The sequence below is a fragment of the Streptomyces sp. NBC_00104 genome (assembly GCF_045160825.1).
Classification (GTDB): Bacteria; Actinomycetota; Actinomycetes; order Streptomycetales; family Streptomycetaceae; genus Streptomyces.
On sequence record NZ_CP108215.1, the window covers coordinates 9,682,906 to 9,707,530 of the forward strand.

Here is a 24,625-nt window from a genome sequence, read left to right on the forward strand (position 1 = left end):
ATGGACGAGGCGCTCCGGAAGGGCGCGTCGGCGGTGCGTCGCCGACCGGAGGAGGCCGTCGGTCGTCCCGGGTCAGCCGATCGGCGCCGTCCGGCGCCACGGGTTCAGCTCCTCCAACCGGCCCGCCACCTCCAGGAGTTCGAGCTCCGAACCCGGACGGCCCACCAGTTGCACCGCGCAGGGCACGCCCGACGCGAGCGTGCCGAACGGCACCGACATCGCCGGCCAGCCCGTGAGATTCCACGGCGGGGTCAGCGGCGAGTAGGTGGTGTTCACCAGCAGATTGCGCAGCCACCCCCGCTCGTGCCAGTTCGTGGCGGCGGGCCCGCGCCGGGCGAGCGCCGGGGTGAGGAGCACATCGTGCTCGGCGAAGAACGGCTCCAGGCGTCGGCGCAGTTGCTCCCGGCGGTCGCCCGCGCGGACCCCCTTCACGAAACGTCGCCCCACGGCCGCGTGCACCCGCGTGCGCCGGGTGAGCAGCTCCGGATCGAGGCCCTCCGCGTCCACCGCCGTCCCCGCCGTCCAGTGCGCCAGCGAGGTCGTGCCCAGCCAGACGGGATACGGCGGATCGGCCGGCCGGACCCGAAGGCCGGACCCGGCCAGCGACTCGGCCGCCCGGCGCGCGGCATCGGCGTACGGGCGGGTGACGGTCACGCCGAGAAGGGGGCTGCGTACGGACAGGGCGATGTCCGGTGAGCGCGGGGTGGTCCCGGAGGGTTGTCCGGCGTCCGTTCCCGCCAGTATCCGGAACATCAGCCGGGCGTCCTCGACGGTCGTGGCGAGCGGGCCGTTCTCGGACATGCCGAACCAGTCGCCGTGCCCGATGTCCGCCGGGACGACCCCGAAGCCCGGCTTGAGGCCGAGCAGACCGCAGTTGGCGGCCGGTATGCGCAGCGAGCCCATGCCGTCGTTGCCGAGGGCCAGCGGCACCAGCCCGGCGGCGACCGCGGCGGCGCTGCCGCCCGAGGACCCGCCGGTCGTGCGCGAGGTGTCCCACGGGTTGCGGGCCGTGCCGTGCACGCCGTCCGTGGTGCCGAAGACACACAGCTCGGGCACGTTCGTGAGCCCCACGACCACCGCGCCGGCCGCCCGCAGCCGGGCCACCGTCACATGGTCGTCCCCGGCCGGCGTGTCCGGGGTCGCGGCGGACCCGTTCCGGGTGGACTCGCCCCGCACGGCGAGGTTGTCCTTGATCGCCACCGGCACGCCCGCCAGGGGCAGTTCCGCCAGATCGGTCCGGCCGGCCACCTCGTCGGCCTCCGCCAGGGCGGCCTCCGCCCGGACCTTGCGGAACGCTCCGACCCGCCCGTCCAGCGCCTCGATCCGAGCGAGATGCCCGGCCACGACCTCACGCGGCGTGACCCGCTTCTCCCGCACGGCGGCGGCTATCTCGGCGGCGGTCCGGCCGACCCAGCTGGTCACGGGCGCTCCCTGGCGATGTCGTGCGCGTCGGTGTCGTACGCGACGGAGGGGCGTACTCGTGAGTAACGATCGAGTACGGGAGCACTGTGCCCTGTGTGACGGCCCCGCGTCGAGAGGCCGCCGTGAGGAGACGCGTCCGCGGCCGCCCGGCTACGACGTCCTCGCGGGCGACGTGGCCAGCCGCGTCGGCGGCATGAACTCCCGTACGTACGTCCGCTCCCAGCACGCCCCGGTCTCCCGCAGCTCGCGCCAGGTCGTATAGCGGTAGCGGAAGAGGCGGGCGCGGACGTACCGGGGCGGGGCGTCGGCGGGGAAGGGGGAGCGGCGGAGCAGTCGGAGGGTGTCGCGGTCGTTCTCCAGGAGGCGCTCCATCATGGCCCCGAACCAGGAACCGGCGTACGCGGGGGAGAGCGCGGCGAACCACATCAGCCAGTCGAGCCGCAGATGGTAGGGGGCGAACTGGCGCGGCCAGCGCCTCGGATCGCCCGGCTTGCCCTTGAACTCGTACTCCCGCCACCGCGAGTCCTCGCGCGGCACGTCGTCCGCCGTCCCCTCCACCACCACCTCGTACCGCACCCGGCTGACGCTGCCGAACGCCCCGTAGGTGTTGACCAGGTGCAGCGGGTCGAAGGAGCGGTTCATGACCTGGCGGCGGGAGATCATGTTGCGGACCGGGTGGTAGCTGAGCCAGAGGACCAGCGCGGCGACGGCGAGCACGACGATCGAGTACCAGAGGGGTGCGTCGGGGGTGTCCGGTGCCGCCGTCCCGAAGTCGACCGCCGACAGGGCCAGCACGATCGTGATCCAGTTCAGCCAGGAGAAGTTGCCCGACAGGACCAGCCACAGCTGCGTCAGGATCATCAGCGAGGCGGCGGCCGTGGCGATCGGCTGCGGTGTGAACAGCAGGAACGGGACCACGAGCTGGGTGACGTGGTTGGCGGCCACCTCGACGCGGTGCAACGGCTTCGGGAGGTGGTGGAAGAACCAGCTGAGCGGGCCGGGCATCGGCTGGGTCTCGTGGTGATGGTCGAGGCAGGTCAGCCTCCGCCAGCATTCGTCGCCGCGCAGCTTGATCAGCCCGGCGCCGAACTCGACCCGGAACAGCACCCAGCGCAGCAGGAACAGCACGACGACCGGCGGTGCCACCTCGTCGTTGCCGAGGAAGACGGCCAGGAAGCCGACCTCCAGGAGCAGCGACTCCCAGCCGAACGCGTACCAGGTCTGACCGACGTTCACGATCGACAGGTACATCGCCCACGGCACGAGCCACATCACCAGGCCGGCCCACAGGGGCAGCAGCGAGTCCAGCCCCGCGACGAGCGCCACCGACACCGCGCAGCCCGCCCAGGCCCACACCGCGAAGAAACGGTCCGAGTAGTGGTGGTGGAACACGCTCGGCGACCGCCGGAACGGCACCCGCTCGACGAAGCGGGGCACCGGGAGCATGCCGCGCTCGCCGATCAGCGCCCGGAACTGCAGAGCGGCCCCCAGAAAGGCGACCAGATAGAGGGCGGCCAGGGACCGCTGGAAGAGCAGTCGGCCGAGCCAGTAGTCGGGTGCGGTGAACCAGTCCACGGTACCGACGATAGTGAGCGGATCGACGGCCGTCCCTCCACTCGATTAATCGGGCAATTGCTGGCAAAGTGGCCCCATGGTTGATCGGGGAGCGAGCGGCTCGGACGTCCCGGACGACTGGCTCGCCCACCCGGACCCGGTCCTGGCGCTCAACCTCATGGGCACCTTCGACTGGGACCTCGACGCCGGTGCGTTCCACATGGACGCCACCGCCCACGAGATCTTCGACGTGCGCCCGGACGAATACGACGGCACCCCGGAGAGCCTGTCGCTGCGGGTGCCCCCGATGGAGGGCCGCAGACTCGACACCCTCGTCTCGCAGGCCCTCAAGGACGGCAGCGAGAACTACGGCGCCTACTTCCGCATCCGTATGCGCGACGGCACCATGCGCTGGACCCACACCCAGGGCTACATCCGCCGCGACGAGACGGGCCGCCCGTACCGTGTCATCGGCATCGTCCGCGACGCCACCCGGGAACTCCGCGAGATCCGCTCCCGCACCCAGCGGACCGCGGGCGGCGAGGCCCGCCGCCGGCAGGCCAACGTCGTCCAGATCATCACCGCCGCCCTGGCCCACGCCCGGACCGTCCAGGACGTGATCGACGTCCTGGAGGACACCGACGGCCTCACCCACCTCGGTGCCACCAGCCTGGTCATGGGCCTGGTGGAGGCCGGACGCATCCGGATGGTCGCCGCCGGCCCCCAGGACAGCTACGTGCCCGGCACCCGGATCACCCGCCTCGACGTGAAGTACCCGATGAACGAGGTCGTACGGCAGCTCGTCCCGCACTTCATCGAGTCGCCGGAGGAGTTCGCCGAGTCGTATCCGCTGCTGTGGCCGCACATCACCGACCTCAAGATCACCTCGGCCGCGTATCTGCCGCTGATCGTGCAGGCCCGCCCCATCGGCGCGATGGGGCTCCTGTACAACGACCGGCGGGGCTTCACCTCCGAGGAACGCGACGTCCTCATCGCGCTCGGCAGCAGCATCGCCCAGAGCCTGCAGCGGGCCATGTTCTACGAGCAGGAGAAGGACCTCGCCGAGGGCCTCCAGCAGGCGATGCTGCCCCGGTCCATCCCCAGCTTCCCTGGCGCCGACATCGCCGTCCGCTACCGGGCCGCCTCCTTCGGCGGCTCGCTCGGCCGGGACATCGGCGGCGACTGGTACGACCTCATCCCGCTGCCCGGCGGGCGCGTCGGCGCGGTCATCGGAGACGTCCAGGGCCACGACACGCACGCGGCGGCCGTCATGGGCCAGCTCCGTATCGTCCTCAAGGCCTACGCCACCGAGGGCCACACCCCGGCCACGGTGATGGCCCGCGCCTCCGCCTTCCTCCACGAACTCGACACCGACCGCTTCGCGACCTGCCTGTACGCGGAGGTCGACCTGTCCACCGGAGTGGTCCAGATGGTCCGGGCCGGGCACATCGACCCGCTGATCCGGCACACCGACGGCTCCTGCCACCGGGTGACCGTGGAGGGGGGCCTGCCGCTCGGGCTGTCGGCCGAGTTCGGCGGCCTGGAGTATCCGGTGACCGCCGTCGAGCTGGACTCCGGGCAGACACTGCTCCTGTGCACCGACGGCCTCATCGAGGAGCCGGGCGCCGACCTGGACGACGGCCTGCGGACCCTGCGGGCGCTGATCGCCACCGGGCCGGACGACGTCGACGATCTCGCCGACCGGCTCATCGACGTGGCGGAGGAGAGGGGCGGCGACGACGATGTGGCCCTCCTCCTGCTGCGGCGCCGCAGCAGCAGTGCCGAGCAGCCCGGCGGGCGGCTCCAGCAGCACGTCGGGGCGGGCGACCCGGAGGCACTCACCGAGGCGCGGCACATGATCGGCGCGGCGGTGCGCACGTGGGGCGCGCGGGACCGGGCCGACGAGATCGAGCTCGTCGCCGATGAACTGATCACCAACGCGCTCATGCACACGGAGGGGTCCGCGATCGTGACGCTGCGGGCGCTGGCCGGGTCCGACCGGCGGTTGCGGGTCGAGGTCGAGGACTCCTCCAGCGCGCTGCCGCGACGGCGGGAGGCGGGGGAGGCGGGGGTGTCGGGGCGGGGGTTGCTGCTGGTCGATCGGCTGACGGACGTGTGGGGGGTGGAGGCGCGGGGCGGGGGGAAGTGCGTGTGGTGCGAGTTCGTGCTGCCGGGCGCGCGCCCCTGAAGAGCAGGGGCCGCGCCCCCTGCTTTCGGCCCGTGGGGCCGTGTCGTCGAGGGGCGCGGGGAACTGCTCGACCAGCCCCCACGCACCCGCACTCACCCACCGGCCCGAAGTGCCCCGTGGCACTCTGGATGTATGCCTGAATTGCCCGAAGTGGAGGCGTTGCGGGACTTCCTGGTCGGGAGCCTCGTCGGTCACGAAGTCGTCCGCGTGCTGCCCGTGGCGATCAGTGTGCTGAAGACGTACGACCCCCCGGTCACCGCCTTGGAGGGGCGGCAGGTCACGGGCGTGCGGCGGTACGGCAAGTTTCTGGACATCGAGGCGGACGGCGGGGAACTGCACCTCGTGACGCATCTGGCCCGGGCCGGGTGGCTGCACTGGAAGGACCGGCTGCCGGACGGTCCGCCGAAGCCGGGCGGCAAGAGCCCGCTCGCGCTGCGGGTCGCCCTGGAGACCGGCGAGGGCTTCGACCTCACCGAGGCCGGGACGCAGAAGCGGCTGGCGGTGTACGTCGTACGGGACCCGGCGGAGGTGTCCGGCATCGCCCGGCTCGGCCCGGACCCTCTCGCCGACGAGTTCGACGTGACCCGCTTCGCCGGGCTGCTCGCGGGCGAGCGGCGGCAGATCAAGGGGGCGCTGCGGGACCAGAGCCTGATCGCGGGGATCGGGAACGCGTACAGCGACGAGATCCTGCACGCCGCGAAGATGTCGCCCTTCAAGCTGGCCTCGTCGCTGAAGCCGGAGGAGACCCGGCATCTCCACGAGGCGCTGCGCGCCACGCTCACCGAGGCCGTCGAGCGCTCCCGGGGGCTGGCGGCCGGGAGGCTGAAGGCGGAGAAGAAGAGCGGGCTCCGTGTCCACGGTCGCACCGGCGAGCCCTGCCCGGTGTGCGGCGACACCGTCCGGGAGGTCTCCTTCAGCGACTCCTCGCTGCAGTACTGCCCGACCTGCCAGACGGGTGGCAAACCGCTCGCCGACCGACGGCTGTCGCGGTTGCTCAAGTAGTGCGTCCGCGTGGCCCGGGAGCACCGGAAGCGGCCCGGAACCGAGCCCGACCATGATCCGCAACCATTGAAGGTACGGACCAATCGGGTGGCCGCCTCGGTGTGGAACGGGCGGCGTATCCGGCGGACCTGTTCAGCCCGATTCAGCGCCAGGCCGGGGCTTTGAGGGTCACCAGAAGCTCGCCCTCCTGGCTGCGCACCTCGAAGCGGCTGATGTCCTCGCGCTGCATGGCGGTGCCGCCCACCATCTCGGAGGCCTTGTCGGCGCCCTCGGGAGACTTCCAGTTGGCGACCGTCTCCTCGGAGCCGTCCTTGCCGATGGCGACGAGCCGGCAGGCGTGAGCGCCGTCCGCCTCCTTGACCTTCAGCACGATGTCGCTGCCCCAGTCGTGGTCCTCGGCCTTGACCTCGGCCCACACGCCCGTCTTGGCGTCGGTGGCGGCGACGGTGTCCGGAGCCTCGCCCGGACCTGCGAGAACGGCCACGGCGGGGCCGCCCACGGCGATGACCACGGAGGCGGCCAGCGCGAACAGCCAGCGCCTGCGCTTCGCCCGGTGCCGGGCGGCCACCTCGTCGAGCAGCCGTCCCAGCATGCGGGGACCGGGCGCCGCGAACGGGTGCACGGCACGCGGGGTCGCGTTGCGGTACAGCATCAGCTGCCGGGCTGCCGGACGGAACTCGGTGACCTGTACCGCGCACTGGGGGCAGCCGCGGACATGGTCCTCGAAGTGGAACGAATCCACCTCGTCCAGCACGCCCAGCGCGTACGCGCCGACGTCGTGATGACGATCCTGGGACCACATGGCAATTCCTCGGGCCGGTGTGCGGTGGGGGTTGCTTCCTGCCCCCACCGGTACGGACCAGACCGGCGAATCACTCAAGCCCCACGACCAATGCCAACCAAAAGATTCGGAGCCCTCCACCGCACGGATTGGTCCGGCACCGAAAAAGATGGTTCACCAAGGCCGTGACAGGTGGATGGCCGACACCTGAACACGGGGTGGCGGGGCTAGAAGAGGTGGATCGCCAAGTGTCCCAACGGCAGACCGAGCCGCCAGGCCGGCGTCCAGACCTTTGGGCCGTCGTCCTCACCGAGGACCGCGCCGCCGCCCGGCACCGCGTCCAGGTCGGGTGCGAGCAGCTCCGTCTCCTCCAGCCAGCGCCAGGCCGCGTCCGCCAGCTCCAGGTCCGGCGACGGGTCGCCCGTCTCCAGCGCCTCGGCGGCCAGGTGCGCCATGCGCTCGGACACCCAGTCCTGCCACGGCTGGTCGTACGCGGTCAGCGACAGCCAGGTCTCCAGCTGGGTCACGACCCGGATGCCGGAGAGCTCACCGCCCGCGTCCGAGAGGAAGATGGTCAGCGCCAGGGCGTCCCGCCCCGCACGGAACTCGAAGGACGTCGGCGGCATCAGGTCACCCGTCCGCAGCAGCTCCTCGGCGATGTACTCGGCGTAGAACCACGCCATCGGGACGGCCAGTTCGCCGCCGCCGGCGCCGTCCGTGCTCTCTTGACCTCTGTGCAGCATCCCTTCCTGCCTTCCTCCGGTGCGTGCGCGTCGCCCGACCCCGGGCCTGGAGACCAGGCCCCGGCCCCCATCCGGAACACGGATAGAAGACAGCTGATTGCTCAACTGGGGTCTTAGCAAGGCGCTTTACGGAGGTTTGACTCGGCCATGGGTTTCACCGCAGGTCGGCCGCGTATCCCGGAAGCACCCGGCGTAGGGCGCGCAGCGCGTAGTACGCGCGGGACTTCACCGTACCGGGCGGGATTCCGAGGGCTTGGGCTGCTTCCGCCACACTCGCCCCCTGGAAGTACACCTGCACCAGTACTTCGCGGTGCTCGGGAGTGAGTGTCTTCACAGCTTCCCGCACATCGAGGGTCGCCACCGACCGTTCGGCGTGATCGGCCATCACACGCGCGTTCTCCAGCACCGCGTCCCCCACCTCGGCGGGACGCGCCTGCCGGGCCCGCCGCGCGTCTATGGCGAGCCGCCGCCCGACGGTGAGCAGCCAGGGGCGTACGGAGTCGAAGTCGTCGGCGCGTAGCGCCTCGGGGTGTTGCCAGGCGCGCACGAAGGTCTCCTGCACCAGGTCCTCGGCGCGATGGCGGTCCCCGTCGGAGAGCCGCAGCAGCAGGGCGAAGAGGGGGCGGCCGTGTTCGCGCTGGAGCTCGGCCAGCTCGTGTTCGGCGGTCGTCCCGTGGGTGATCGTGGTTCCGGCCGTCATGGCCGTATGGGAACGCGGGGCGTGTCGCGTGGACAGAGGCCGGTCACGGATGTGCGGCGGGCGGTCGAACCTGTCGACGAACGGTGCGACGAACGGTCTGCCGGTGGCCGGGGGCTCTGCCCTCGGGCCCCCCGCTTCCCCCTCGTCGCCTCCGGCGATGTGTTCCCGCACGTGTCGATCACCGAGAAGCAGCACGGGTACGACGCGTGCTCCGCGGCCTCCGGCCCCACGCTGGACGACGGCGCGCCCGGTATCCGCCGCACGCCGGACGTGCCGCCGTGCGGCCGTCCTGGGCCCGCCCTCGGCCCCGTCCGGCGGCCGGGGGTCTAGGGCGTGTTTCGGAAGTCCCTTCTGCTCTGCGACGCCCGGCACGCTCCCCCACTATCGGCTCCGCTCGAGCGGGAGGGACCCCCACCGCCGCACCGGACGAAAGGCCAAGTACGCCCAGTACGAGGCCTTTCGTCCGGCGCGCCGAGAGCACGCACCGGACGCCGCAGAGCCGCCCTTCGGGCGACGAAGGGACTTCCGAAACACGCCCTACGGGACCACTGTCACCGGCCAGCGGCCCGCCTTCACCAGGCGCAGGGCCACCGAGCCGACGATGCGGTGGCCGGCCTGCTGGGAGGCGCCGACCACGACCGCATCGGCCTTGAGCTGGTCCGCCGCCGTCACGAGGCCGTTGTACGGGTCGCCGCGGAAGGTGTGGAACTCCCAGCGCACCTCGAAGATGCCCTTCACCTGCTCGGCGGCCTGCCGGATCTCCGCGACCAGTTGCGCGGCGATCTCGTCGGTCGTCCCGGCGACGGGCACCCCGAGCGCCGCGCCGGCCGCCAGCACGGGCTGCACGTACACGATGGCCAGCAGCGCGTGCTGGCGGCGGGCGAGGCCCGCGGCGTAGGCCACGGCGCGCAGGGAGGTGTCGGAGCCGTCCAGTCCGACGAGGACGACCTTGGGGCCGTCGGTACCTCGTTCGAACCGGTGTGCTTGCTGATCGGTCACGGTCGCGAGGCTATCCGAGCGCCTTGGCTCCGGCGTGCTCCGGGTTTACTCCGGGCGTGCGCCGGGAGAGCGTCGGGGGCGCGGAGAACTACTCCCATCGAGTGGTTCCCAGCCGCCGCACCGGTGTCGTGGTGGTGCGCCGTCCCCGCCTTGGTCGACTGATCAGTCATGACGAAGGATCAGATGTTCACGCGTCGCCACCTGTTGACCGGCGCCGCCGCCCTGCTGGGCGCGGCCGGTACGGCGGGCACCGCCGCTCTGCTCATCGGCGACGGGGCCTCCGGTCCGGCACCGGGCGCCCTCGCCCCGGCAGGCGGTCCGGGGGCGCGTCCGGCGCTCAAGCCTTCCACGTACCGGCTGCGGCCCATCGCCGGGTACGGCCAACCCGTCAGGCGTCGCACCCTTGTCCCGGCCGCCGTCCGGCGCGAGCCGTTCCTGCGGGTCGACGGGCGCGGCCGGAGCATGGTGCTGAGCTTCGACGACGGCCCCGACCCCCGCTACACCCCGGACATCCTGCGCATCCTCCGCCACCACGACGTCCGGGCGATCTTCTTCGTGTGCGGCGAGATGGCGGTCCAACACAGGGACCTGCTGCGGGAGATGGCCGACGACGGCCATGTGGTCGGCAACCACACCTGGTCCCATCCGCTGCTCACCACCCTGTCAAGGCCGAGGATCCATGCGGAGATGGCCCGCACCAGCGAGATCATCGAGAAGGAGTACGGCGAACCGCCGCTGTGGTTCCGCGCTCCGTACGGAGCCTGGAACCGGGCCGCGTTCCGGTTCGGCGCCGCACTCGGCATGGAGCCGCTGGGGTGGACCGTGGACACCCTGGACTGGCGGACGCCGGGCGCGCGCACCATCGCCGAGCGCGTGGAGGACGGCGCGGGCCCCGGTGTCGTCGTGCTCTCCCACGACGCGGGCGGCGACCGGTCACAGAGCGTGGAGGCCCTGCGCGACTATCTGCCCGAGCTGCTGGAGTCCGGCTATCGCATCACCGTGCCCCAGCGGCGATACGCCTAGTGAGCCGGTCTTGAGGTCTGGTCTCGCCACGTGAGTCGTGTTCCGTTTCAGATCACGGTTCAGCCGGTGACAGTCACTGTGGTCTGCGGTCTGCTGTTGCCATGGGGGACAACAGGCTGGAGCCGCTGGTGTTGTCCGAAGCCGAGCGGCTGACGTTGCAGAGGTGGGCCAAGCGCCGAACTACAGCGCAGGGCCTGGCGAAGCGGGCACGGATCGTGCTCGCGTGTGCCGACGGGCTGAGCAATACCGCGGTGGCCGCCCGGCTGGAGACCGACCGCAAGACGGTGGCCCGGTGGCGGGCCCGGTTCCTGCGTGACCGGCTGGACGGTCTGAGCGACGAGCCGCGCCCGGGGGTGCCACGCACCATCACCGATGCCCAGGTGGAACAAGTGGTGGTGCGCACCTTGGAAGAGGTCCCGGCCGGGGCGACGCACTGGTCGAAGCGTGAGCTGGCCAGGCGGGTGGGGATCTCGCCGTCAAGTGTGCTGCGGATCTGGCGGGCATTCGGGCTACAGCCGTGGCGCACGGAGAACTTCAAGATCTCCCCGGATCCGCTGTTGATCGACAAGATCCGGGACGTGGTGGGCCTGTATCTGGCGCCGCCGGCGAACGCGGTGGTGTTCGCGGTGGACGAGAAGCCGCAGATCCAGGCCCTGGAACGGACAGCGCCTGTGCTGCCGATGGTGCCCGGCACGCCGGAGCGGCGCAGCTTCGACTACGTCCGGCACGGCACCATCGACCTGTTCGCGGCGCTGAACATCGCCACGGGGAAGGTGATCGGGAAGCTGTCCGCACAGCACCGGGCGGTCGACTTCCGCGGCTTCCTCGACGAGATCGACCGCCAGACCGAGCACGGCCTGACGGTCCACGTGATCTGCGACAACCTCTCTGCCCACAAGGCGCCGGCGGTGCACGAGTGGCTGCTCGCGCACCCACGGTTCCATCTGCACTTCACACCCACGTACTCGTCGTGGATCAATCAGGTCGAGCGATGGTTCGCCGAACTGGAGCGGCGCTGCCTCGAACGAGGTGTGTTCTGCTCCCTCGACGAACTCAAGACCGCGCTCGAAGACTGGATCAAGACCTGGAACGAAGACGCCAGGCCGTTCAAGTGGACCAAGACCGCCGACCAGATCATCGACCGGATCTGCCGCTACTGCGACAGGATCTCCGGACCAGCTCACTAGCCCCCATGGACGCCCATCCGGAGCGGCACTCCCGTGGGCTTTCGCCCGCCCGGCCGGGGAACGCTCAGCGAACCTCGACCAGGCGGGCGAACACGACGACGTTGCCGTCGTAGCCGTTCTGCTGGGAGAAACCGCCCCCGCAGGTGATGACCCGCAGTTCGGGAACTCCGCTGTTCCCGTAGACCCGGTCGCCGGGGAAGTCGTTCTTCTCGAACACCTCGATGCCGTAGATCTCGAACACGGCGGTCTTTCGGTCCGCGCGCCGGATCTCGACCTTGGCGCCCTTCTTCAGCGCCCCGAGTCCGTAGAACACGGCGGGTCCCTGGTCGTTGTCGACATGGCCGACGACGACGGCGGTGCCCTTCTCGCCGGGGGAGACCGCTCCGGTGAACCAGCCCGCGAGGTTCGGGTGCCGGGCGGGCGGCGCGTCCACCCAGCCCTGCGCGTCCAGCCCGACGGCCATGGCCGGCGCGTCGACCCGGATCGAGGGGATCCGCACCCGGTCGACCATGGCGTACGGCAGCGGGTCCGGGACATCGGCGAAGGTGCCGCGGGGTGTGCTGCGGCTGTCGGCGGCCGCCGCCGACGCGGGCTGTGGCGGTCCCACGTCGAACTCGCCCGAGCCGTTCCGGATGAGAGCGAGGCCGGTCAGCAGAACAAGCGCTATCACGCCCCACGGAGCGCGCTTCTTGCGCCGCTCCTCCCATTCGGCCTCGGCCGGTCCGGACGAAGACATTCGCCATCCCCTCTCGACCCGGCCGTCGCCGTGTCCGTCGCGCATACGACGAACGCTAAGCGTGCCGCACGGCGACGGCGACGGGGCAGGTGCGAACGGGTGGCGGCGAAGGGGAGTCCTGCGCCATCCGAGTTGCGGACCACAGGAATTTTCTGACGGTGCGTGACCTGCGGCGATATCCGATCATGCGGAGATATCCCGGCGTGTCCCCTCACCAGGACGGACCATCGCCGAAATGCGGCCCCGCGCACGGCATCTGAGGGTCTTTCTGGGAGGCGCTTTCTCGCCGATCGACCGGGGACGGGACCCGGGGCGCCTTCCGCGGAGGATCACATGCGTACTACTCGTGTCCTGGCGGCCTCGGCCGCCGCGGTCGCCCTGGTCGGTGTCGCCGCGCCGACGGCCGCCGCCTGGGACCAACCGAGCTCGGTCACGGCCGCCCCCAATGCCATCGCCCGTGGCGGGCAGCTCGTCCTCACCGTCAGCGGTGGTGACGCGTGCGCGATCGCCGGCAGCACGATCAGCTCGAACGCCTTCCCCACCACCAACCTCACCTCCATGGGCGGCACGACCGCCACGGCCAGGGTGCGGGTCAACTCCGACGCCAGCCCCGGCTCGTACAGCGTCACCACCCACTGCGAGGGCAAGCGGAAGACGTTCACCAGCACCTTCACCGTCATCGGCGGTGTCCGTGGCGGCCTCGGCGGCAGCAGCGCCACCGGGGCCACGACCACCGACATCGCGATCGGCGGCGGACTGGTGACGGCGGCGGTCGTCGGCGGTGGCGTCTTCTGGATGCGCCGCCGCTCCGAGAACAAGATCTGAGCCCGAGAACACGATCTGCCCGAGAACCGGATCCGAGTCCCGAGAAACAGATCAGCGCCCGACAACGGATCAGCGCCCGAGAACGCGATGTGGCCCGCCCCGCGGAGCGCGGATCGTACCCCGCACAGCCCTTCGCCCCGGAACCCGTGAGGGCCCGGGGCGAAGGGCTGTCGACGGTGGCGTGCGGAACGGCGGTCAGGTCTGGCTGCCGTCCTCGGGGCGGCGGCGCGACCAGCGCCAGGCCGCGCACAGCGAACCCGCGACGAGCGCGGCACCCAGGCCGATCTCCTGGAGGTCGAAGCCCGCGAGGGCGCCGCCGGCCCCGGCGTGGGAGCCGCGGGTGGGGTAGTGCGTGGGGTGATGGGTCGGGTGGGCGATGGTGAGATCGGTCCGGCCGCTCTCGTCGCCGCACTGGAACGTCACCTCGTACACCGTGCCGGGCCTGGCGTCCCGGTCGACGGTCGCCGTGGCCGAGGACTGGCCCCTGGAGAGGGTGACGGTGTCGAAGACGCCCGAGGAGACGGTCGTCCTGCGGTGGCATCCGTCGACGCGCAGGGTCACCTGCCCGCCGGGGGCGACCGTCGAGGGCATGACACTGAAACCGAACGACGTGATGTCGCCGGCCCGTGCCGCGTGCGCGGCCGGAGCGGTGAGGGAGAGGGCGGTCACGCCCAGCAGAGCGGCCGAAGCGACGCGTATCGCGCGCATGGATGAGCCTCCGGGTCCCCGAGGAGCTCGCTGCGGACCGTTTCCGCCTGCGCCTGAAATGCACCTCGATGACGGAAACGCTAGGAAGGTGAGCCCGGTGGCGCGATCGCAGTCGCGCGAATGGGGCAAGCGTGTGCTCCGTACGGGGGACCGGCATGCGTACGGCCGGGCTTGAGCGACCGTCACCCGCCCGCGTTCGGGAACAGGGTCAGGAACGGATCCGCCGTGGCTGAGAGCCCCCGGCTGTAGGGCGCGTCGAAGTCCCAGACGAGGAACAGCAGGAACGCGATGAGGGCGGAGAACAGACCGGCGAGGATCAGCTCACGTGGCGTACGCCGGATCTGCAGGGCGAACACCATGCCGACCGTCACGACGGCACCGGTGATCAGGCCGAACCACACCACACCGGGCATCGTCTCGCCGGTGGAGTCGGCGCGGCTGCCGCGCGCGGCGTCGGCCGTGGCCACCTGGTCGAGCAGCGGCTGGTAGGCCTGCGCCTCGAAGTCGTCGCGCGGCTCGTAGTCGGTGACGTCGTGCCGGACCGTCTCGAACAGTTCGGTGCCGCGCTCGGTCACCTCGCCCTTCTCGGCCATGACCTTCCACTCGGTGGTCACGACGTGGCCGACATACGCGTCGATGTCGCCGCGGATGCGGTCGCGCACGTCCTCGGGGTACACCCGCACCCGTTCGCTGATCTCGTGCAGGGCCTGCGCCTCCGTCTGGACCTGGTCCTGGGCGGCGCTGCGGGCCTCCCAGACACCGGCGATGGCCAGACCCAGCACGATGGCGTACACCACGCCGATCATCATGGTGATGTACTCGATGACGTCCGGGGTCTCGGACGGGTCCTCGTCCGCCGGTGCGGCGTGATGCCGTACTACGGCCACGATGAGGACGACCAGACAGGCCGCCCCCATCGCGAGGGTGAGAACAAGCCATTCCGACAAGAGGTTCCTCCAGAGGTCAGCGCGGACGCAGGGCGGCGGCGGCGAACACCGCGGGCACGGTGACGAGCAGGGCGAGCGAGACGAGGGACGGGCCGGAGCGCTTGGCCGCCGAGTGGGACGGGGCCCGGTACGGCGGGTAGCTCACCGGGGTCGGTGACGCCTCCGGACGTGGGCTCGGCGTGGGCGTCGGTTTCGGCCTGGGCGTGGGCGTCGGGGTGGGGGCGGGCCGGGGCGCCTCCGTGACGGGCGGCGGCGGTGGGGCGGGCCTCGGGGGCGGGGTGGGCGTCGGCTTCGGAGTGGGAGTGGGGTCCGGGGTGGGGGTGGGCGCCGGCGGCTTCGGCCGCGGTGGGGGAGTCGGGGTGGGCGTCGGCTCCGGGGGGCACGAAGGAGTCGGTGCGGGTGTGGGCGTGGGGGTGGGTGACGGAGTGGTCTCCGGAACCGGCTCGCAGGAGTCGGTACCCCCGACCGCCACGGCGACCGCGCCGCCGCTGTCCGGGCCGACGGTGGCGTACGCGCAGGCGTCGGCGACCGCCGTGCCGCTCGGCGTTCCGGTGAGGAACCAGGTCAGTGCGAGCAGGGCCGACAGCCGCAGGGCGAGAGCGGATCGGGTCCGCTGGGGTCCTTGCACGTCGGAGATCATCCGTGGCCGCGCGCCCGCGTACGCGGGAGCACCTGGGGATTGCTCCGAACGAGGGAAGAACGGGCCCTGAAGGTTTGAGTGCGGGTGCCCGACGCTGACGCCTCGTTCGATGCCTCCGCAGGCCGGCGCCGCGCACCGCGTCACAGACTTCGGAAAGAAATTCGCGCAGCGTTGAACACATCAGCCACTCCCGCCCGTACCTAGGACCAGCAAGCGGCGCAGTAGGGCGCTGCAACACCCACCGGATACACGGGGAGTTGGAATGAAGACCTCCTGGCGGAGCGCCTCACTCGTAGCGACAGCTGCGGCTGTACTGGTGCTGACGACGGCGTGCGGTCAGGAACAGGGGTCGACGTCCTCGCAGAACGTGGGCGCCGCTTCCACGCCGACGCTCGGTGCCGGCACGATCGCGGGCACCGGGGCCGGTACGGCCGGCGCCGGCGCGGCCGGTTCCGGTACATCGGACCAGGCCCAGTCCACCACGGCGGCCTCCGCGGGCCAGCTGACGGTGTGGAACAGCGACGAGTACGGCAAGGTCCTCACGGACAGCGCCGGACGCACCCTGTACCGCTTCGACAAGGACTCCTTCGAGCCGCCGAAGACGACCTGCGAGGGCGAGTGCGCCACCACCTGGCCGCCGGTGCCCGCCTCGGGCGCCACCGCCGCCCAGGGTGTCGACAAGGCGCTGCTCGGCGAGGTCAGCCGCCCCGACGGGACCAAGCAGCTGACGGTCGGCGGCTGGCCCATGTACTACTTCGCCAAGGACACCAAGGCCGGTGACATCAAGGGCCAGGGCCTCAAGGGCACCTGGTTCGCCTCCGCCCCCAACGGCAAGAAGGCCTCCACCAAGGGCGGCGGCGCAGCCACCGGCGGCACGGGTGGCGCGGGCGACACCGGTGGCGGGGCGGTCGAGCAGGCCGGCCTGACCACGCGCAAGGACGCCAAGCTCGGCGAGATCGTCGTCGACAAGAACGGCATGACGGTCTACCGGTTCCTCAAGGACACCCAGTGGCCGATGTCGACCAAGTGCACCGGCGCCTGCCTCGACAAGTGGCCCGTCGTCGCCCCGGTCGACAAGAACGACACCGAGGGCATCCTGCTGAAGGGCTACACGGTCTTCGACCGGCCCGACGGATTCAAGCAGCAGACCATCAACTGCATCCCGCTCTACACCTTCGCCAACGACAAGTCCCCCGGCGACACCAACGGCCAGGGTGTCGGCGGTACCTGGTTCGCCATCAACGGCGACGGAGAGCCGATCGGCGCGCAGAAGTAAGGATCACCTTCCCCAGGGTAGATCGCCTCGCCATTCAGAAAACCGCACGCGGAAGGGAGTGGACGAGAAAAAGAGTGCCGGACGCACCCCATCAGCGCGGCCGATCCAGGTCCGCCCCCTCCGCACCGCACGGAGGGGGCGGGCCCTTTGGCATGCCCGGGTGTGGCCGAACAGGTGTGCCTGGGCGCGGTGTTGTCGGGCCGGTGTCAACGTCCTGAGCCGAACAGGCATGGTCGGGGCGGCGGTTGGGCATGTGCCATCGGCAGCGGCATTGAACGGACGGTCAATTTCCGTTTTCGCTCGCTCCTTCGGCGGACGATCAGTAGCCTCAGCTCGAACACCGGATCGCCTACGCCACCCCCGACGCGTTGGAGAGCACAGATGGAGCGTCCCGCCTGGGCGCCGCGGAGCATCGACATCTCGATGCCGTCCGTGGCCCGCATGTACGACTACTACCTGGGCGGTTCGCACAACTTCGAGGTCGACCGGGAAGCGGCGCGCAAGGCCATGGAGTTCATGCCGGGCCTGCCCAAGATCATGCAGGCGAACCGGGCGTTCATGCGCCGCGCGGTGCGGTACGCCGCCGGTTCGGGCATCACCCAGTTCCTGGACATCGGATCCGGGATCCCCACCTTCGGGAACGTGCACGAGGTCGCCCAGGACGCCAGCCCCGGCGCACGGGTCGTCTACGTCGACCACGACCCGGTCGCCGTAGCACACAGCCAGGCCGTTCTGAAGGGGAACGACGACACGGACGTGGTCGCGGCCGACCTCCGCAAGCCCCGCGAGATCCTCACGAGCCCCCACGTCGAGCGACTGATCGACCTGAACCGGCCGGTGGCCCTGCTCCTGGTTGCCATACTGCATTTCGTGGAGGACACGGACGACCCGTACGGAGCGGTGGCCGAGCTGCGTGACGCGCTCGCGCCCGGCAGCGTACTCGTCGTCTCGCACGCCTCCTACGAGGGGATTCCGCTTCCCCAGGAGCGGGCCGAGGGCGCGGTGGACGTGTACAAGGACATTCGCAATCCGCTGATCATGCGCTCTCGAGGTGAGATCGCGCGGTTCTTCGAGGGGTACGACATGGTGGAACCCGGAGTGGTGCCGATGGCGAAGTGGCGGCCCGACACGGCTCCCGAGGACGAGGATCCGTACGCCTTCTCGGCGTTCGTCGGCGTGGGGACCAAGGCGTGAGGGCGGAGCCGGACGGGCCGGAGGACAGACTCCGCCGGTTCGCGACGATCTGGAGCCGCGCCGTCTTCCCCGCCACCTCCACGTCGCTGACCCGGCCCGAGTTCGAGGAACAACTCCTGCCGCTGGCCCGCAGACTCAGCGAGGCGCTGCGCGCCAGGACGTACGACGCCGGGGAGGGCAGGGCCGTCGGTGCCGCCCTCGTCGGGGCGCACTGCACCGAGCCCGAGGCGCTCGGCCGGACCCTGGACTGCGTCGACGCCTACCTGGTGCTCTACTGCGGCGGCGACGGACTCCAGGAGGATCTGCGGGCGCGTGCCGCGCGGCTGCAGTCCGCGATGGCCGCCGGATACGCCGAGGCGCTGCGGCAGCGGACCCTGGCCGAACAGGAGGCGATCGCCCGCGCGGCGCTGGAGGCCCAGGGCGTGGTCGCCCGCGCGCTGCACGCGACCGAGGCCCGCTTCCGCGCGGTGTTCGAAGGCGCCGCCATAGGCATCGGCATCGCCGACCTCGAAGGCAACATCCTGCAGGTCAACGGTGCTCTGCTGCGTATGTTCGGCGTCACCGAGCAGGCGATGCGCGGGCGCAGCGTCACCGAGTGGACGCACCCCGACGACGCGCCCCAGGTCTGGCGCCTGTACGACGAACTGGTCGGCGGTGAGCGCGAGCACTACCACACCGAAAAGGCGTTCTCCCGACCTGACGGAACCGTCCTGTGGACCAACCTGACGGTGTCCCTGCTGCGGGACGCGGACGGCCGGCCCCAGTACCAGCTGGCCCTCATGGAGGACACCACCGAGCGCCGGCTGCTCAACCTCCGCCTGCGCTACGAGGCCACCCACGACGCGCTCACCGGACTGCCGAACCGCACCCTGTTCTTCGAGCGCCTGGAGAAGGCCCTCGCGGCGGGCGACGGCCAGCGCTTCGGCCTCTGCTACCTCGACCTCGACGGCTTCAAGACCATCAACGACAGCCTCGGCCACGCGGCCGGCGACCGCCTGCTCGTCGAGGTCGCCGACCGGCTGCAGTCCTGCGCGACCGCGCCCGGCGAGATGGTCGCCCGGCTCGGCGGCGACGAGTTCGTGGCGCTGACCACCGGCACCGACACCGAACGCGAGGTCGACGACCTGGCCGACCGCATCATGAACGCGCTGGTCACCCCCGTACGCATCGAGGGCAGGGAACTCCTCGTCCGCGGCAGCATCGGCATCGTCGAGGGGCCGGCGGGGGAGCGGGGCCCGGCGGAGGTGCTGCGCAGCGCCGACATCACGATGTACCGGGCCAAGTCGGCGGGCGGCAACCGCTACGAGATGGCCGACGCGGAGGCCGACGCCCGCGCCATCACCCGGCACGGGCTCACCACCGCGCTGCCCGCCGCGCTCGACCGGGGCGAGTTCTTCATCGAGTACCAGCCGCTGGTCCACCTCGGTGACGGGACCGTGCGCGGGGCCGAGGCCCTGGTCCGCTGGCTGCACCCGCAGCACGGCGTCCTCGGCCCGGACCGCTTCATCCCGCTCGCCGAGCGCACCGGGCTGATCGTGCCGCTCGGCCGCTGGGTCCTGGAGCAGTCGGTGCGTCAGGCCCGCGCGTGGCAGGAACGGCACGGTGGCACGGGCGCCACCGGCCCGCTGCGGGTCAACGTCAACCTCTCCCCGTGCCAGCTGACCCATCCCGGACTGGTCCAGGACACGGTGGACATCCTGGAGCGCGCCGGACTCCCACCGGACGCCCTCTGCCTGGAGGTCACCGAGTCGGCCCTGATCGGAGCCGACGACGACCTGCTCAAACCCCTGCGCAGGCTCTCCGAGATGGGGGTCGACATCGCCCTCGACGACTTCGGCACCGGCTACTCCAACCTCGCCAACCTCCGCCGACTGCCGGTCCGCGTCCTGAAGTTGGACCGGTCATTCACCCAGAGCATGCAGCAGTTCCCGGCCGACCCCGTCGACCTGAAGATCGTCGAGGGAATCGTCGCCCTCGCCCACAGCCTCGACCTCGCGGTCACCGTGGAGGGCGTCGAAACCGGCGCCCAGGCCGAACAGTTGCGCATTCTCGGCTGCGACACGGCCCAGGGCTGGTACTACGCCCGCCCGGGCCCGCCGGAGCGGCTGCACGAACTGGCGCTGGTGGACGCGACGGGATAGGGGTTCTTCTCAGCCGACGGGGCGTGCAGCGCGCCCTTGAGGGGCGCGGGGAACTGCGCGCTCAGCCACAGTGAACCCGCAGACCCCAGAGCGGCGCTCACGACCAACGGCGCGACCGGGACCACCGATACACGCTCACCGCTCGACCAACATCCGCTGCAACTCCCTCGCGGCCCTCGGCGGAGCCACGTCGCTGCGGTGGGCCAGGGCGATCGTGCGGTGGAGACCCGGGCGGGCCAGGGGAGTGACACGCAGGCCCCGCCCGGAGCGGGTGGCGACCATGCGGGGGACGACGGCGACGCCCAGGCCGGCCCGGACGAAGCCCAGGACCGCGTCCATCTCGCCGCCCTCGACCGCGAAGTCCGGCTCGAACCCCTCGGAGCGGCACGCGGCGACGGTGAGTTCGCGCAGGTCGTAGCCGTGGCGGAACATGACCAGCCGCTCGCTCTCCAGATCGAGGACGCGGACGGTACGGCGCCCCTCGCCGGGCTGGGGGGCGTCGGGGGAGGAGACCACCACCAGGTCCTCGCGCAGCAGCTCCACCGTGGTCAGGGCCGGGGACGGCGTGGGGAGGGGCAGGACGACCAGGGCCAGGTCGAGGGCGCCCCGGGCCAGCTGGCGGACCAGGTCGTGGGAGCCGCCCTCCTCGATCATCAGCCGGATGCCGGGGTAGCGGTCGTGGAAGGCACGCAGGACGTCGGGCAGCAGGCCCGTGCACAGGCTCGGGGTCGCGCCGAGCCGGACCCGGCCCCGCCGCAGCTGCACCAGCTCCTGCACCTCGTGCCGGGCGGTGTCCGTGTCCGCGAGGATGCGGCGGGCCAGCGGCAGCAGCGCCTCACCGGCGTCGGTCAGCGTGATGTTGCCGCGCGCCCGCTGGAAGAGGTCCGCCCCCAACTCCCGTTCCAGCGCCTTGATCTGCTGTGAGAGCGACGGTTGCGCCACATGGACCAGCTCGGCGGCCCGGGTGAAATGCCTGGTCTCGGCCACCGCCACGAAGTACTGGAGCTGCTGGAACTGCATTCCTCCACGATACGGGACGATAGTCTCCGGCTATCGAATCAAGCCGTTTCATGTCTTGGACCGATGAGGTGACGCGGCTCTAGCGTCGTGGGCATGGCTCTGGCAACGCGGACGGAACGAAAACCGTCCATGGCACGCACGGTGTGGGACAGCTCCGTCGGCAAGAAGACGGTGATGGCCGTCAGCGGACTGATCATGCTGGCGTACCTGGTCGTCCACATGCTGGGCAACCTCAAGATCTTCTTCGGTTCGGACGAGTTCAACGGCTACGCGCACTGGCTGCGCACCCTCGGCGAGCCCTTCCTGCACCAGGAGTGGGCCCTGTGGATCGTCCGCGTGGTCCTCGTCGCCGCGGTCGTCGCCCACGCCACGGCCGCCTACCAGCTCAGCCGCCGCGACATCAGGGCCCGGCCGGACAAGTACGTCCACCGGAAGCGCCGGGCGAGCTACGCGACCCGCACCATGCGCTGGGGCGGCGTCATCCTCGGCCTGTTCATCGTCTGGCACATCCTCGACCTGACGACCGGCACCGTCCACCCGAACGGCTTCGAGGCCGGACACCCCTACCAGAACGTGATCGACACCTTCTCCACCTGGTACGGCAACGTCATCTACCTCGTCGCGATGCTCGCGCTCGGCCTGCACGTCCGGCACGGCTTCTGGAGCGCCGCACAGACCCTCGGCGCCGGCAGCCGCACCCGTGACCGCGCCCTGAAGACCACGGCGAACGTCCTGGCCCTGGTGCTGACCCTGGGCTTCGTCTCCGTACCCCTCGCCGTCATGACCGGAGTGGTGAGCTGAACATGACTACGTCCTCCGAGTACGCGGACTACGTGACCGGTGAACCGGTCGTCGACGGCAAGGCGCCCGAGGGCCCGGTCGGCGAGCGCTGGGACAGGCGCCGCTTCGAGGCCAAGCTGGTCAACCCCGCCAACCGCCGCAAGCACACCGTCATCGTCGTCGGCACGGGCCTCGCCGGCGGCTCGGCCGGCGCCACACTCGCCGAACAGGGCTACCACGTCGTCCAGTTCTGCTACCAGGACTCCCCGCGCCGCGCCCACTCGATCGCCGCGCAGGGCGGCATCAACGCCGCGAAGAACTACCGCAACGACGGCGACTCGGTCCACCGGCTGTTCTACGACACCGTCAAGGGCGGCGACTTCCGGGCGCGTGAGTCGAACGTGCACCGGCTCGCACAGATCTCGGTGGAGATCATCGACCAGTGCGTGGCGCAGGGGGTGCCGTTCGCGCGGGAGTACGGTGGTCTGCTCGACACCCGCTCCTTCGGCGGCGTACAGGTGTCCAGGACCTTCTACGCCCGGGGGCAGACGGGGCAGCAGCTCCTGCTGGGCGCCTATCAGGCGCTGTCGCGGCAGATCGCGGCCGGGAACGTGGAGATGCACCCGCGGACCGAGATGCTCGACCTGATCGTGATCGACGGGCGGGCGCGCGGGATCGTGGCACGCGACCTGATCACGGGGAAGATCGACACCTACTTCGCCGACGCGGTGGTGCTGGCGAGCGGCGGGTACGGGAACGTCTTCTACCTCTCGACCAACGCCATGAACTCGAACGCGACGGCCGTGTGGCGGGCGCATCGGCGGGGCGCCCTGTTCGCGAATCCGTGCTTCACGCAGATCCATCCGACGTGCATTCCGCGCACCGGCGACCATCAGTCCAAGCTGACGCTGATGAGCGAGTCGCTGCGCAACGACGGGCGGATCTGGGTGCCGAAGGCGCAGGGGGACCAGCGGCCCGCGAACCGGATTCCCGAGGAAGAGCGCGACTACTACCTGGAGCGGATCTACCCCTCCTTCGGCAACCTGGTTCCGCGTGACATCGCCTCCCGTGCCGCGAAGAACGTCTGCGACGAAGGACGGGGCGTCGGGCCCGGCGGGCAGGGCGTCTACCTGGACTTCGCCGACGCCATCGCGCGGATGGGACGGGGGGCCGTCGAGGCCAAGTACGGCAACCTCTTCGACATGTACCACCGGATCACCGACGAGGATCCGTACGAGGTGCCGATGCGGATCTACCCGGCCGTGCACTACACGATGGGCGGGTTGTGGGTGGACTACGACCTCCAGACCACCGTCCCCGGCCTGTTCGCGATCGGCGAGGCCAACTTCTCCGACCACGGGGCCAACCGGCTCGGCGCGTCCGCACTGATGCAGGGCCTCGCCGACGGGTACTTCGTGCTGCCGGCGACCATCAACGACTACCTCGCCCGGCATCCGAAGCCGAGCGGGATCGGCCCCGAACACCCCGTCGTCCAGGAGGTGCTGGCCGAGACCGAGGACCGGCTGAACCTGCTGCTCGCCGTCGACGGCGACCGTACGCCCGACTCCTTCCACCGTGAACTCGGCGAGCTGATGTGGGAGTTCTGCGGAATGGCCCGTACCGACAGCGGGCTCCGGAAAGCCCTGGAGCGGATTCCGCAGATCCGCGCGGAGTTCTGGCGGCGGATCAAGGTCCCGGGTACGGGCGAGGAGTTCAACCAGTCCCTGGAGAAGGCCAACCGGGTCGTCGACTACCTCGAACTCGCCGAGCTGATGTGCCTCGACGCGCTGCACCGCGGCGAGTCGTGCGGCGGTCACTTCCGTGAGGAGTCCCAGACGGCGGACGGTGAGGCGGAGCGCCGCGACGAGGAGTTCTCGTACGCCGCCGCCTGGGAGTTCACGGGGACCGGAGCGGCCCCCGTGCTGCACAAGGAAGACCTGGTCTTCGAGTACGTCCACCCCACCCAGCGGAGCTACGCATGAAGCTCACCCTGCGCGTATGGCGGCAGCGGGCCGCCGACGCCGACGGCGCCATGTCCACGTACGAGGTGGACGACATCTCGCCCGACATGTCCTTCCTGGAGATGCTCGACACGCTCAACGAGGAACTCATCCTGCGCGGTGACGACCCGGTGGCCTTCGACCACGACTGCCGGGAGGGGATCTGCGGGGCGTGCTCGCTGGTCATCAACGGGGACGCGCACGGGCCCGAGCGGACGACGACCTGCCAACTGCACATGCGGTCCTTCTCGGACGGCGACACGATCGACGTGGAGCCGTGGCGGGCGTCGGCGTTCCCGGTGATCAAGGACCTGGTGGTGGACCGGTCGGCGTTCGACCGGATCATCCAGGCCGGGGGATACATCACGGCGCCCACGGGGGCCGCGCCGGAGGCGCATGCCACGGCGGTGCCGAAGCCGGACGCGGACTTCGCGTTCGAGCACGCGGAGTGCATCGGGTGCGGGGCCTGCGTGGCCGCCTGTCCCAACGGGGCGGCGATGTTGTTCACGTCGGCCAAGATCAACCATCTGAACGTGCTGCCGCAGGGGGCGCCCGAGCGGGAGACGCGGGTGCTGGACATGGTGGAGCGGATGGACGAGGAGGGGTTCGGGGGGTGCACGCTGGCCGGTGAGTGCGCGACCGCTTGTCCCAAGGGGATTCCGCTGGTCTCCATCACGAGCATGAACAAGGAGTGGCTGCGGGCCGCTCGCAAGGCCGGTAAGCGGTAGCGCTCCGCTGAGTGCCCGTCTGTTTCGGGGT

The 24,625-nt window shown here is 70.9% G+C and carries 23 protein-coding genes; 12 read left to right on the top strand and 11 right to left on the bottom strand.

The annotated features are described in order from the left end of the window. Positions 1–72: 72 nt before the first annotated feature. A complete protein-coding gene (locus OG272_RS42340) occupies positions 73–1,422 on the bottom strand; it encodes an amidase (protein ID WP_405895788.1) in 1,350 nt (449 codons plus the stop codon). Positions 1,423–1,572: 150 nt separating this feature from the next. Further along, positions 1,573–2,997 (bottom strand): lipase maturation factor family protein, encoded by a 1,425-nt coding sequence (locus OG272_RS42345; protein WP_326574434.1) that lies wholly within the window; start codon positions 2,995–2,997, stop codon positions 1,573–1,575. 76 nt (positions 2,998–3,073) lie between these two features. Here OG272_RS42345 and OG272_RS42350 point away from each other — a divergent pair, with 76 nt between their 5' ends. Both OG272_RS42350 and OG272_RS42355 read left to right on the top strand, forming a co-directional pair. Beyond that, on the top strand, positions 3,074–5,164 hold the full coding sequence (locus OG272_RS42350) for a SpoIIE family protein phosphatase (RefSeq protein ID WP_327726697.1): 2,091 nt from the start codon (positions 3,074–3,076) through the stop codon (positions 5,162–5,164). A 132-nt stretch (positions 5,165–5,296) separates the two neighbouring features. Further along, positions 5,297–6,166: a DNA-formamidopyrimidine glycosylase family protein gene (locus OG272_RS42355; protein WP_327726696.1), complete on the top strand. Its 870-nt coding sequence runs from the start codon at positions 5,297–5,299 to the stop codon at positions 6,164–6,166. Between the two features lie 142 nt (positions 6,167–6,308). Here the strand turns inward: OG272_RS42355 and OG272_RS42360 are convergent, their stop codons facing one another. The 3 genes from OG272_RS42360 to OG272_RS42370 form a co-directional block, all read right to left on the bottom strand. After that, on the bottom strand, positions 6,309–6,968 hold the full coding sequence (locus OG272_RS42360; RefSeq protein ID WP_326574431.1) for a hypothetical protein: 660 nt from the start codon (positions 6,966–6,968) through the stop codon (positions 6,309–6,311). Between the two features lie 206 nt (positions 6,969–7,174). Next, positions 7,175–7,690 carry a hypothetical protein gene (locus tag OG272_RS42365; protein ID WP_327726695.1) on the bottom strand — a complete coding sequence of 172 codons (516 nt, stop codon included), beginning with the start codon at positions 7,688–7,690 and terminating at the stop codon, positions 7,175–7,177. Positions 7,691–7,844: 154 nt separating this feature from the next. Then, the gene (locus OG272_RS42370; protein ID WP_326574429.1) at positions 7,845–8,390 is read right to left on the bottom strand and encodes a sigma-70 family RNA polymerase sigma factor; all 546 of its coding nucleotides are present in this window, start codon (positions 8,388–8,390) and stop codon (positions 7,845–7,847) included. A 171-nt stretch (positions 8,391–8,561) separates the two neighbouring features. Here OG272_RS42370 and OG272_RS42375 point away from each other — a divergent pair, with 171 nt between their 5' ends. Further along, a complete protein-coding gene (locus tag OG272_RS42375; RefSeq protein WP_326574428.1) occupies positions 8,562–8,720 on the top strand; it encodes a hypothetical protein in 159 nt (52 codons plus the stop codon). Positions 8,721–8,927: 207 nt separating this feature from the next. Here the strand turns inward: OG272_RS42375 and OG272_RS42380 are convergent, their stop codons facing one another. Further along, positions 8,928–9,389 carry a universal stress protein gene (locus tag OG272_RS42380; protein WP_326574427.1) on the bottom strand — a complete coding sequence of 154 codons (462 nt, stop codon included), beginning with the start codon at positions 9,387–9,389 and terminating at the stop codon, positions 8,928–8,930. A 168-nt stretch (positions 9,390–9,557) separates the two neighbouring features. Between OG272_RS42380 and OG272_RS42385 the strand changes: the two genes are divergently transcribed. Together OG272_RS42385 and OG272_RS42390 are read left to right on the top strand one after the other, a co-directional pair. Next, on the top strand, positions 9,558–10,412 hold the full coding sequence (locus OG272_RS42385) for a polysaccharide deacetylase family protein (protein WP_327726694.1): 855 nt from the start codon (positions 9,558–9,560) through the stop codon (positions 10,410–10,412). A 101-nt stretch (positions 10,413–10,513) separates the two neighbouring features. Then, positions 10,514–11,599, top strand: coding sequence for an IS630 family transposase (locus tag OG272_RS42390; RefSeq protein ID WP_405895789.1), 1,086 nt, complete (start codon positions 10,514–10,516; stop codon positions 11,597–11,599). A 64-nt stretch (positions 11,600–11,663) separates the two neighbouring features. Here OG272_RS42390 and OG272_RS42395 read toward each other — a convergent pair whose 3' ends face one another. Next, the gene (locus tag OG272_RS42395; RefSeq protein WP_327726692.1) at positions 11,664–12,335 is read right to left on the bottom strand and encodes a class F sortase; all 672 of its coding nucleotides are present in this window, start codon (positions 12,333–12,335) and stop codon (positions 11,664–11,666) included. A gap of 333 nt (positions 12,336–12,668) precedes the next feature. On the opposite strand from OG272_RS42395, the gene OG272_RS42400 reads away from it, so the two are divergent. Continuing rightward, positions 12,669–13,160 carry a hypothetical protein gene (locus OG272_RS42400; protein WP_326574424.1) on the top strand — a complete coding sequence of 164 codons (492 nt, stop codon included), beginning with the start codon at positions 12,669–12,671 and terminating at the stop codon, positions 13,158–13,160. A gap of 195 nt (positions 13,161–13,355) precedes the next feature. Here the strand turns inward: OG272_RS42400 and OG272_RS42405 are convergent, their stop codons facing one another. From OG272_RS42405 to OG272_RS42415, 3 genes are all read right to left on the bottom strand, one after another. Beyond that, a complete protein-coding gene (locus tag OG272_RS42405; RefSeq protein ID WP_405895790.1) occupies positions 13,356–13,868 on the bottom strand; it encodes a hypothetical protein in 513 nt (170 codons plus the stop codon). A gap of 182 nt (positions 13,869–14,050) precedes the next feature. Next, on the bottom strand, positions 14,051–14,815 hold the full coding sequence (locus OG272_RS42410) for a hypothetical protein (RefSeq protein ID WP_326574422.1): 765 nt from the start codon (positions 14,813–14,815) through the stop codon (positions 14,051–14,053). Positions 14,816–14,831: 16 nt separating this feature from the next. Further along, a complete protein-coding gene (locus OG272_RS42415) occupies positions 14,832–15,443 on the bottom strand; it encodes a hypothetical protein (protein WP_328224468.1) in 612 nt (203 codons plus the stop codon). A gap of 274 nt (positions 15,444–15,717) precedes the next feature. On the opposite strand from OG272_RS42415, the gene OG272_RS42420 reads away from it, so the two are divergent. From OG272_RS42420 to OG272_RS42430, 3 genes are all read left to right on the top strand, one after another. Next, entirely contained in the window at positions 15,718–16,731 is a 1,014-nt protein-coding gene (locus tag OG272_RS42420; protein ID WP_326574420.1) for an SCO0930 family lipoprotein, read from the top strand. A 381-nt stretch (positions 16,732–17,112) separates the two neighbouring features. Then, a complete protein-coding gene (locus OG272_RS42425) occupies positions 17,113–17,925 on the top strand; it encodes an SAM-dependent methyltransferase (RefSeq protein ID WP_326574419.1) in 813 nt (270 codons plus the stop codon). Then, positions 17,922–20,066 carry an EAL domain-containing protein gene (locus tag OG272_RS42430; RefSeq protein ID WP_326574418.1) on the top strand — a complete coding sequence of 715 codons (2,145 nt, stop codon included), beginning with the start codon at positions 17,922–17,924 and terminating at the stop codon, positions 20,064–20,066. The genes OG272_RS42425 and OG272_RS42430 overlap by 4 nt, the downstream gene beginning before the upstream one ends. A gap of 135 nt (positions 20,067–20,201) precedes the next feature. Here OG272_RS42430 and OG272_RS42435 read toward each other — a convergent pair whose 3' ends face one another. Continuing rightward, positions 20,202–21,086: a LysR substrate-binding domain-containing protein gene (locus OG272_RS42435; RefSeq protein WP_326574417.1), complete on the bottom strand. Its 885-nt coding sequence runs from the start codon at positions 21,084–21,086 to the stop codon at positions 20,202–20,204. A gap of 93 nt (positions 21,087–21,179) precedes the next feature. On the opposite strand from OG272_RS42435, the gene OG272_RS42440 reads away from it, so the two are divergent. The 3 genes from OG272_RS42440 to OG272_RS42450 are packed head-to-tail and all read left to right on the top strand — an operon-like array spanning position 21,180 to position 24,594. Continuing rightward, entirely contained in the window at positions 21,180–21,887 is a 708-nt protein-coding gene (locus OG272_RS42440) for a succinate dehydrogenase (RefSeq protein WP_326574416.1), read from the top strand. Between the two features lie 2 nt (positions 21,888–21,889). After that, the gene (locus OG272_RS42445; protein ID WP_326574415.1) at positions 21,890–23,848 is read left to right on the top strand and encodes a fumarate reductase/succinate dehydrogenase flavoprotein subunit; all 1,959 of its coding nucleotides are present in this window, start codon (positions 21,890–21,892) and stop codon (positions 23,846–23,848) included. Further along, complete coding sequence (locus OG272_RS42450) at positions 23,845–24,594, top strand: succinate dehydrogenase/fumarate reductase iron-sulfur subunit (protein ID WP_405895791.1); 750 nt, start codon at positions 23,845–23,847, stop codon at positions 24,592–24,594. The genes OG272_RS42445 and OG272_RS42450 overlap by 4 nt, the downstream gene beginning before the upstream one ends. Positions 24,595–24,625: the final 31 nt, after the last annotated feature.

What these genes read in the sequence shown, in the direction of transcription:
- OG272_RS42350 (WP_327726697.1), top strand. Translation starts at nt 3,074, where the DNA reads ATGGTTGATCGGGGAGCGAGCGGCTCGGACGTCCCGGACGACTGGCTC.
- OG272_RS42355 (WP_327726696.1), top strand. Translation starts at nt 5,297, where the DNA reads ATGCCTGAATTGCCCGAAGTGGAGGCGTTGCGGGACTTCCTGGTCGGG.
- OG272_RS42360 (WP_326574431.1), bottom strand. Translation starts at nt 6,968, where the DNA reads ATGTGGTCCCAGGATCGTCATCACGACGTCGGCGCGTACGCGCTGGGC.
- OG272_RS42365 (WP_327726695.1), bottom strand. Translation starts at nt 7,690, where the DNA reads ATGCTGCACAGAGGTCAAGAGAGCACGGACGGCGCCGGCGGCGGCGAA.
- OG272_RS42370 (WP_326574429.1), bottom strand. Translation starts at nt 8,390, where the DNA reads ATGACGGCCGGAACCACGATCACCCACGGGACGACCGCCGAACACGAG.
- OG272_RS42385 (WP_327726694.1), top strand. Translation starts at nt 9,558, where the DNA reads ATGACGAAGGATCAGATGTTCACGCGTCGCCACCTGTTGACCGGCGCC.
- OG272_RS42390 (WP_405895789.1), top strand. Translation starts at nt 10,514, where the DNA reads ATGGGGGACAACAGGCTGGAGCCGCTGGTGTTGTCCGAAGCCGAGCGG.
- OG272_RS42395 (WP_327726692.1), bottom strand. Translation starts at nt 12,335, where the DNA reads ATGTCTTCGTCCGGACCGGCCGAGGCCGAATGGGAGGAGCGGCGCAAG.
- OG272_RS42400 (WP_326574424.1), top strand. Translation starts at nt 12,669, where the DNA reads ATGCGTACTACTCGTGTCCTGGCGGCCTCGGCCGCCGCGGTCGCCCTG.
- OG272_RS42405 (WP_405895790.1), bottom strand. Translation starts at nt 13,868, where the DNA reads ATGCGCGCGATACGCGTCGCTTCGGCCGCTCTGCTGGGCGTGACCGCC.
- OG272_RS42420 (WP_326574420.1), top strand. Translation starts at nt 15,718, where the DNA reads ATGAAGACCTCCTGGCGGAGCGCCTCACTCGTAGCGACAGCTGCGGCT.
- OG272_RS42425 (WP_326574419.1), top strand. Translation starts at nt 17,113, where the DNA reads ATGGAGCGTCCCGCCTGGGCGCCGCGGAGCATCGACATCTCGATGCCG.
- OG272_RS42435 (WP_326574417.1), bottom strand. Translation starts at nt 21,086, where the DNA reads ATGCAGTTCCAGCAGCTCCAGTACTTCGTGGCGGTGGCCGAGACCAGG.
- OG272_RS42440 (WP_326574416.1), top strand. Translation starts at nt 21,180, where the DNA reads ATGGCTCTGGCAACGCGGACGGAACGAAAACCGTCCATGGCACGCACG.
- OG272_RS42445 (WP_326574415.1), top strand. Translation starts at nt 21,890, where the DNA reads ATGACTACGTCCTCCGAGTACGCGGACTACGTGACCGGTGAACCGGTC.
- OG272_RS42450 (WP_405895791.1), top strand. Translation starts at nt 23,845, where the DNA reads ATGAAGCTCACCCTGCGCGTATGGCGGCAGCGGGCCGCCGACGCCGAC.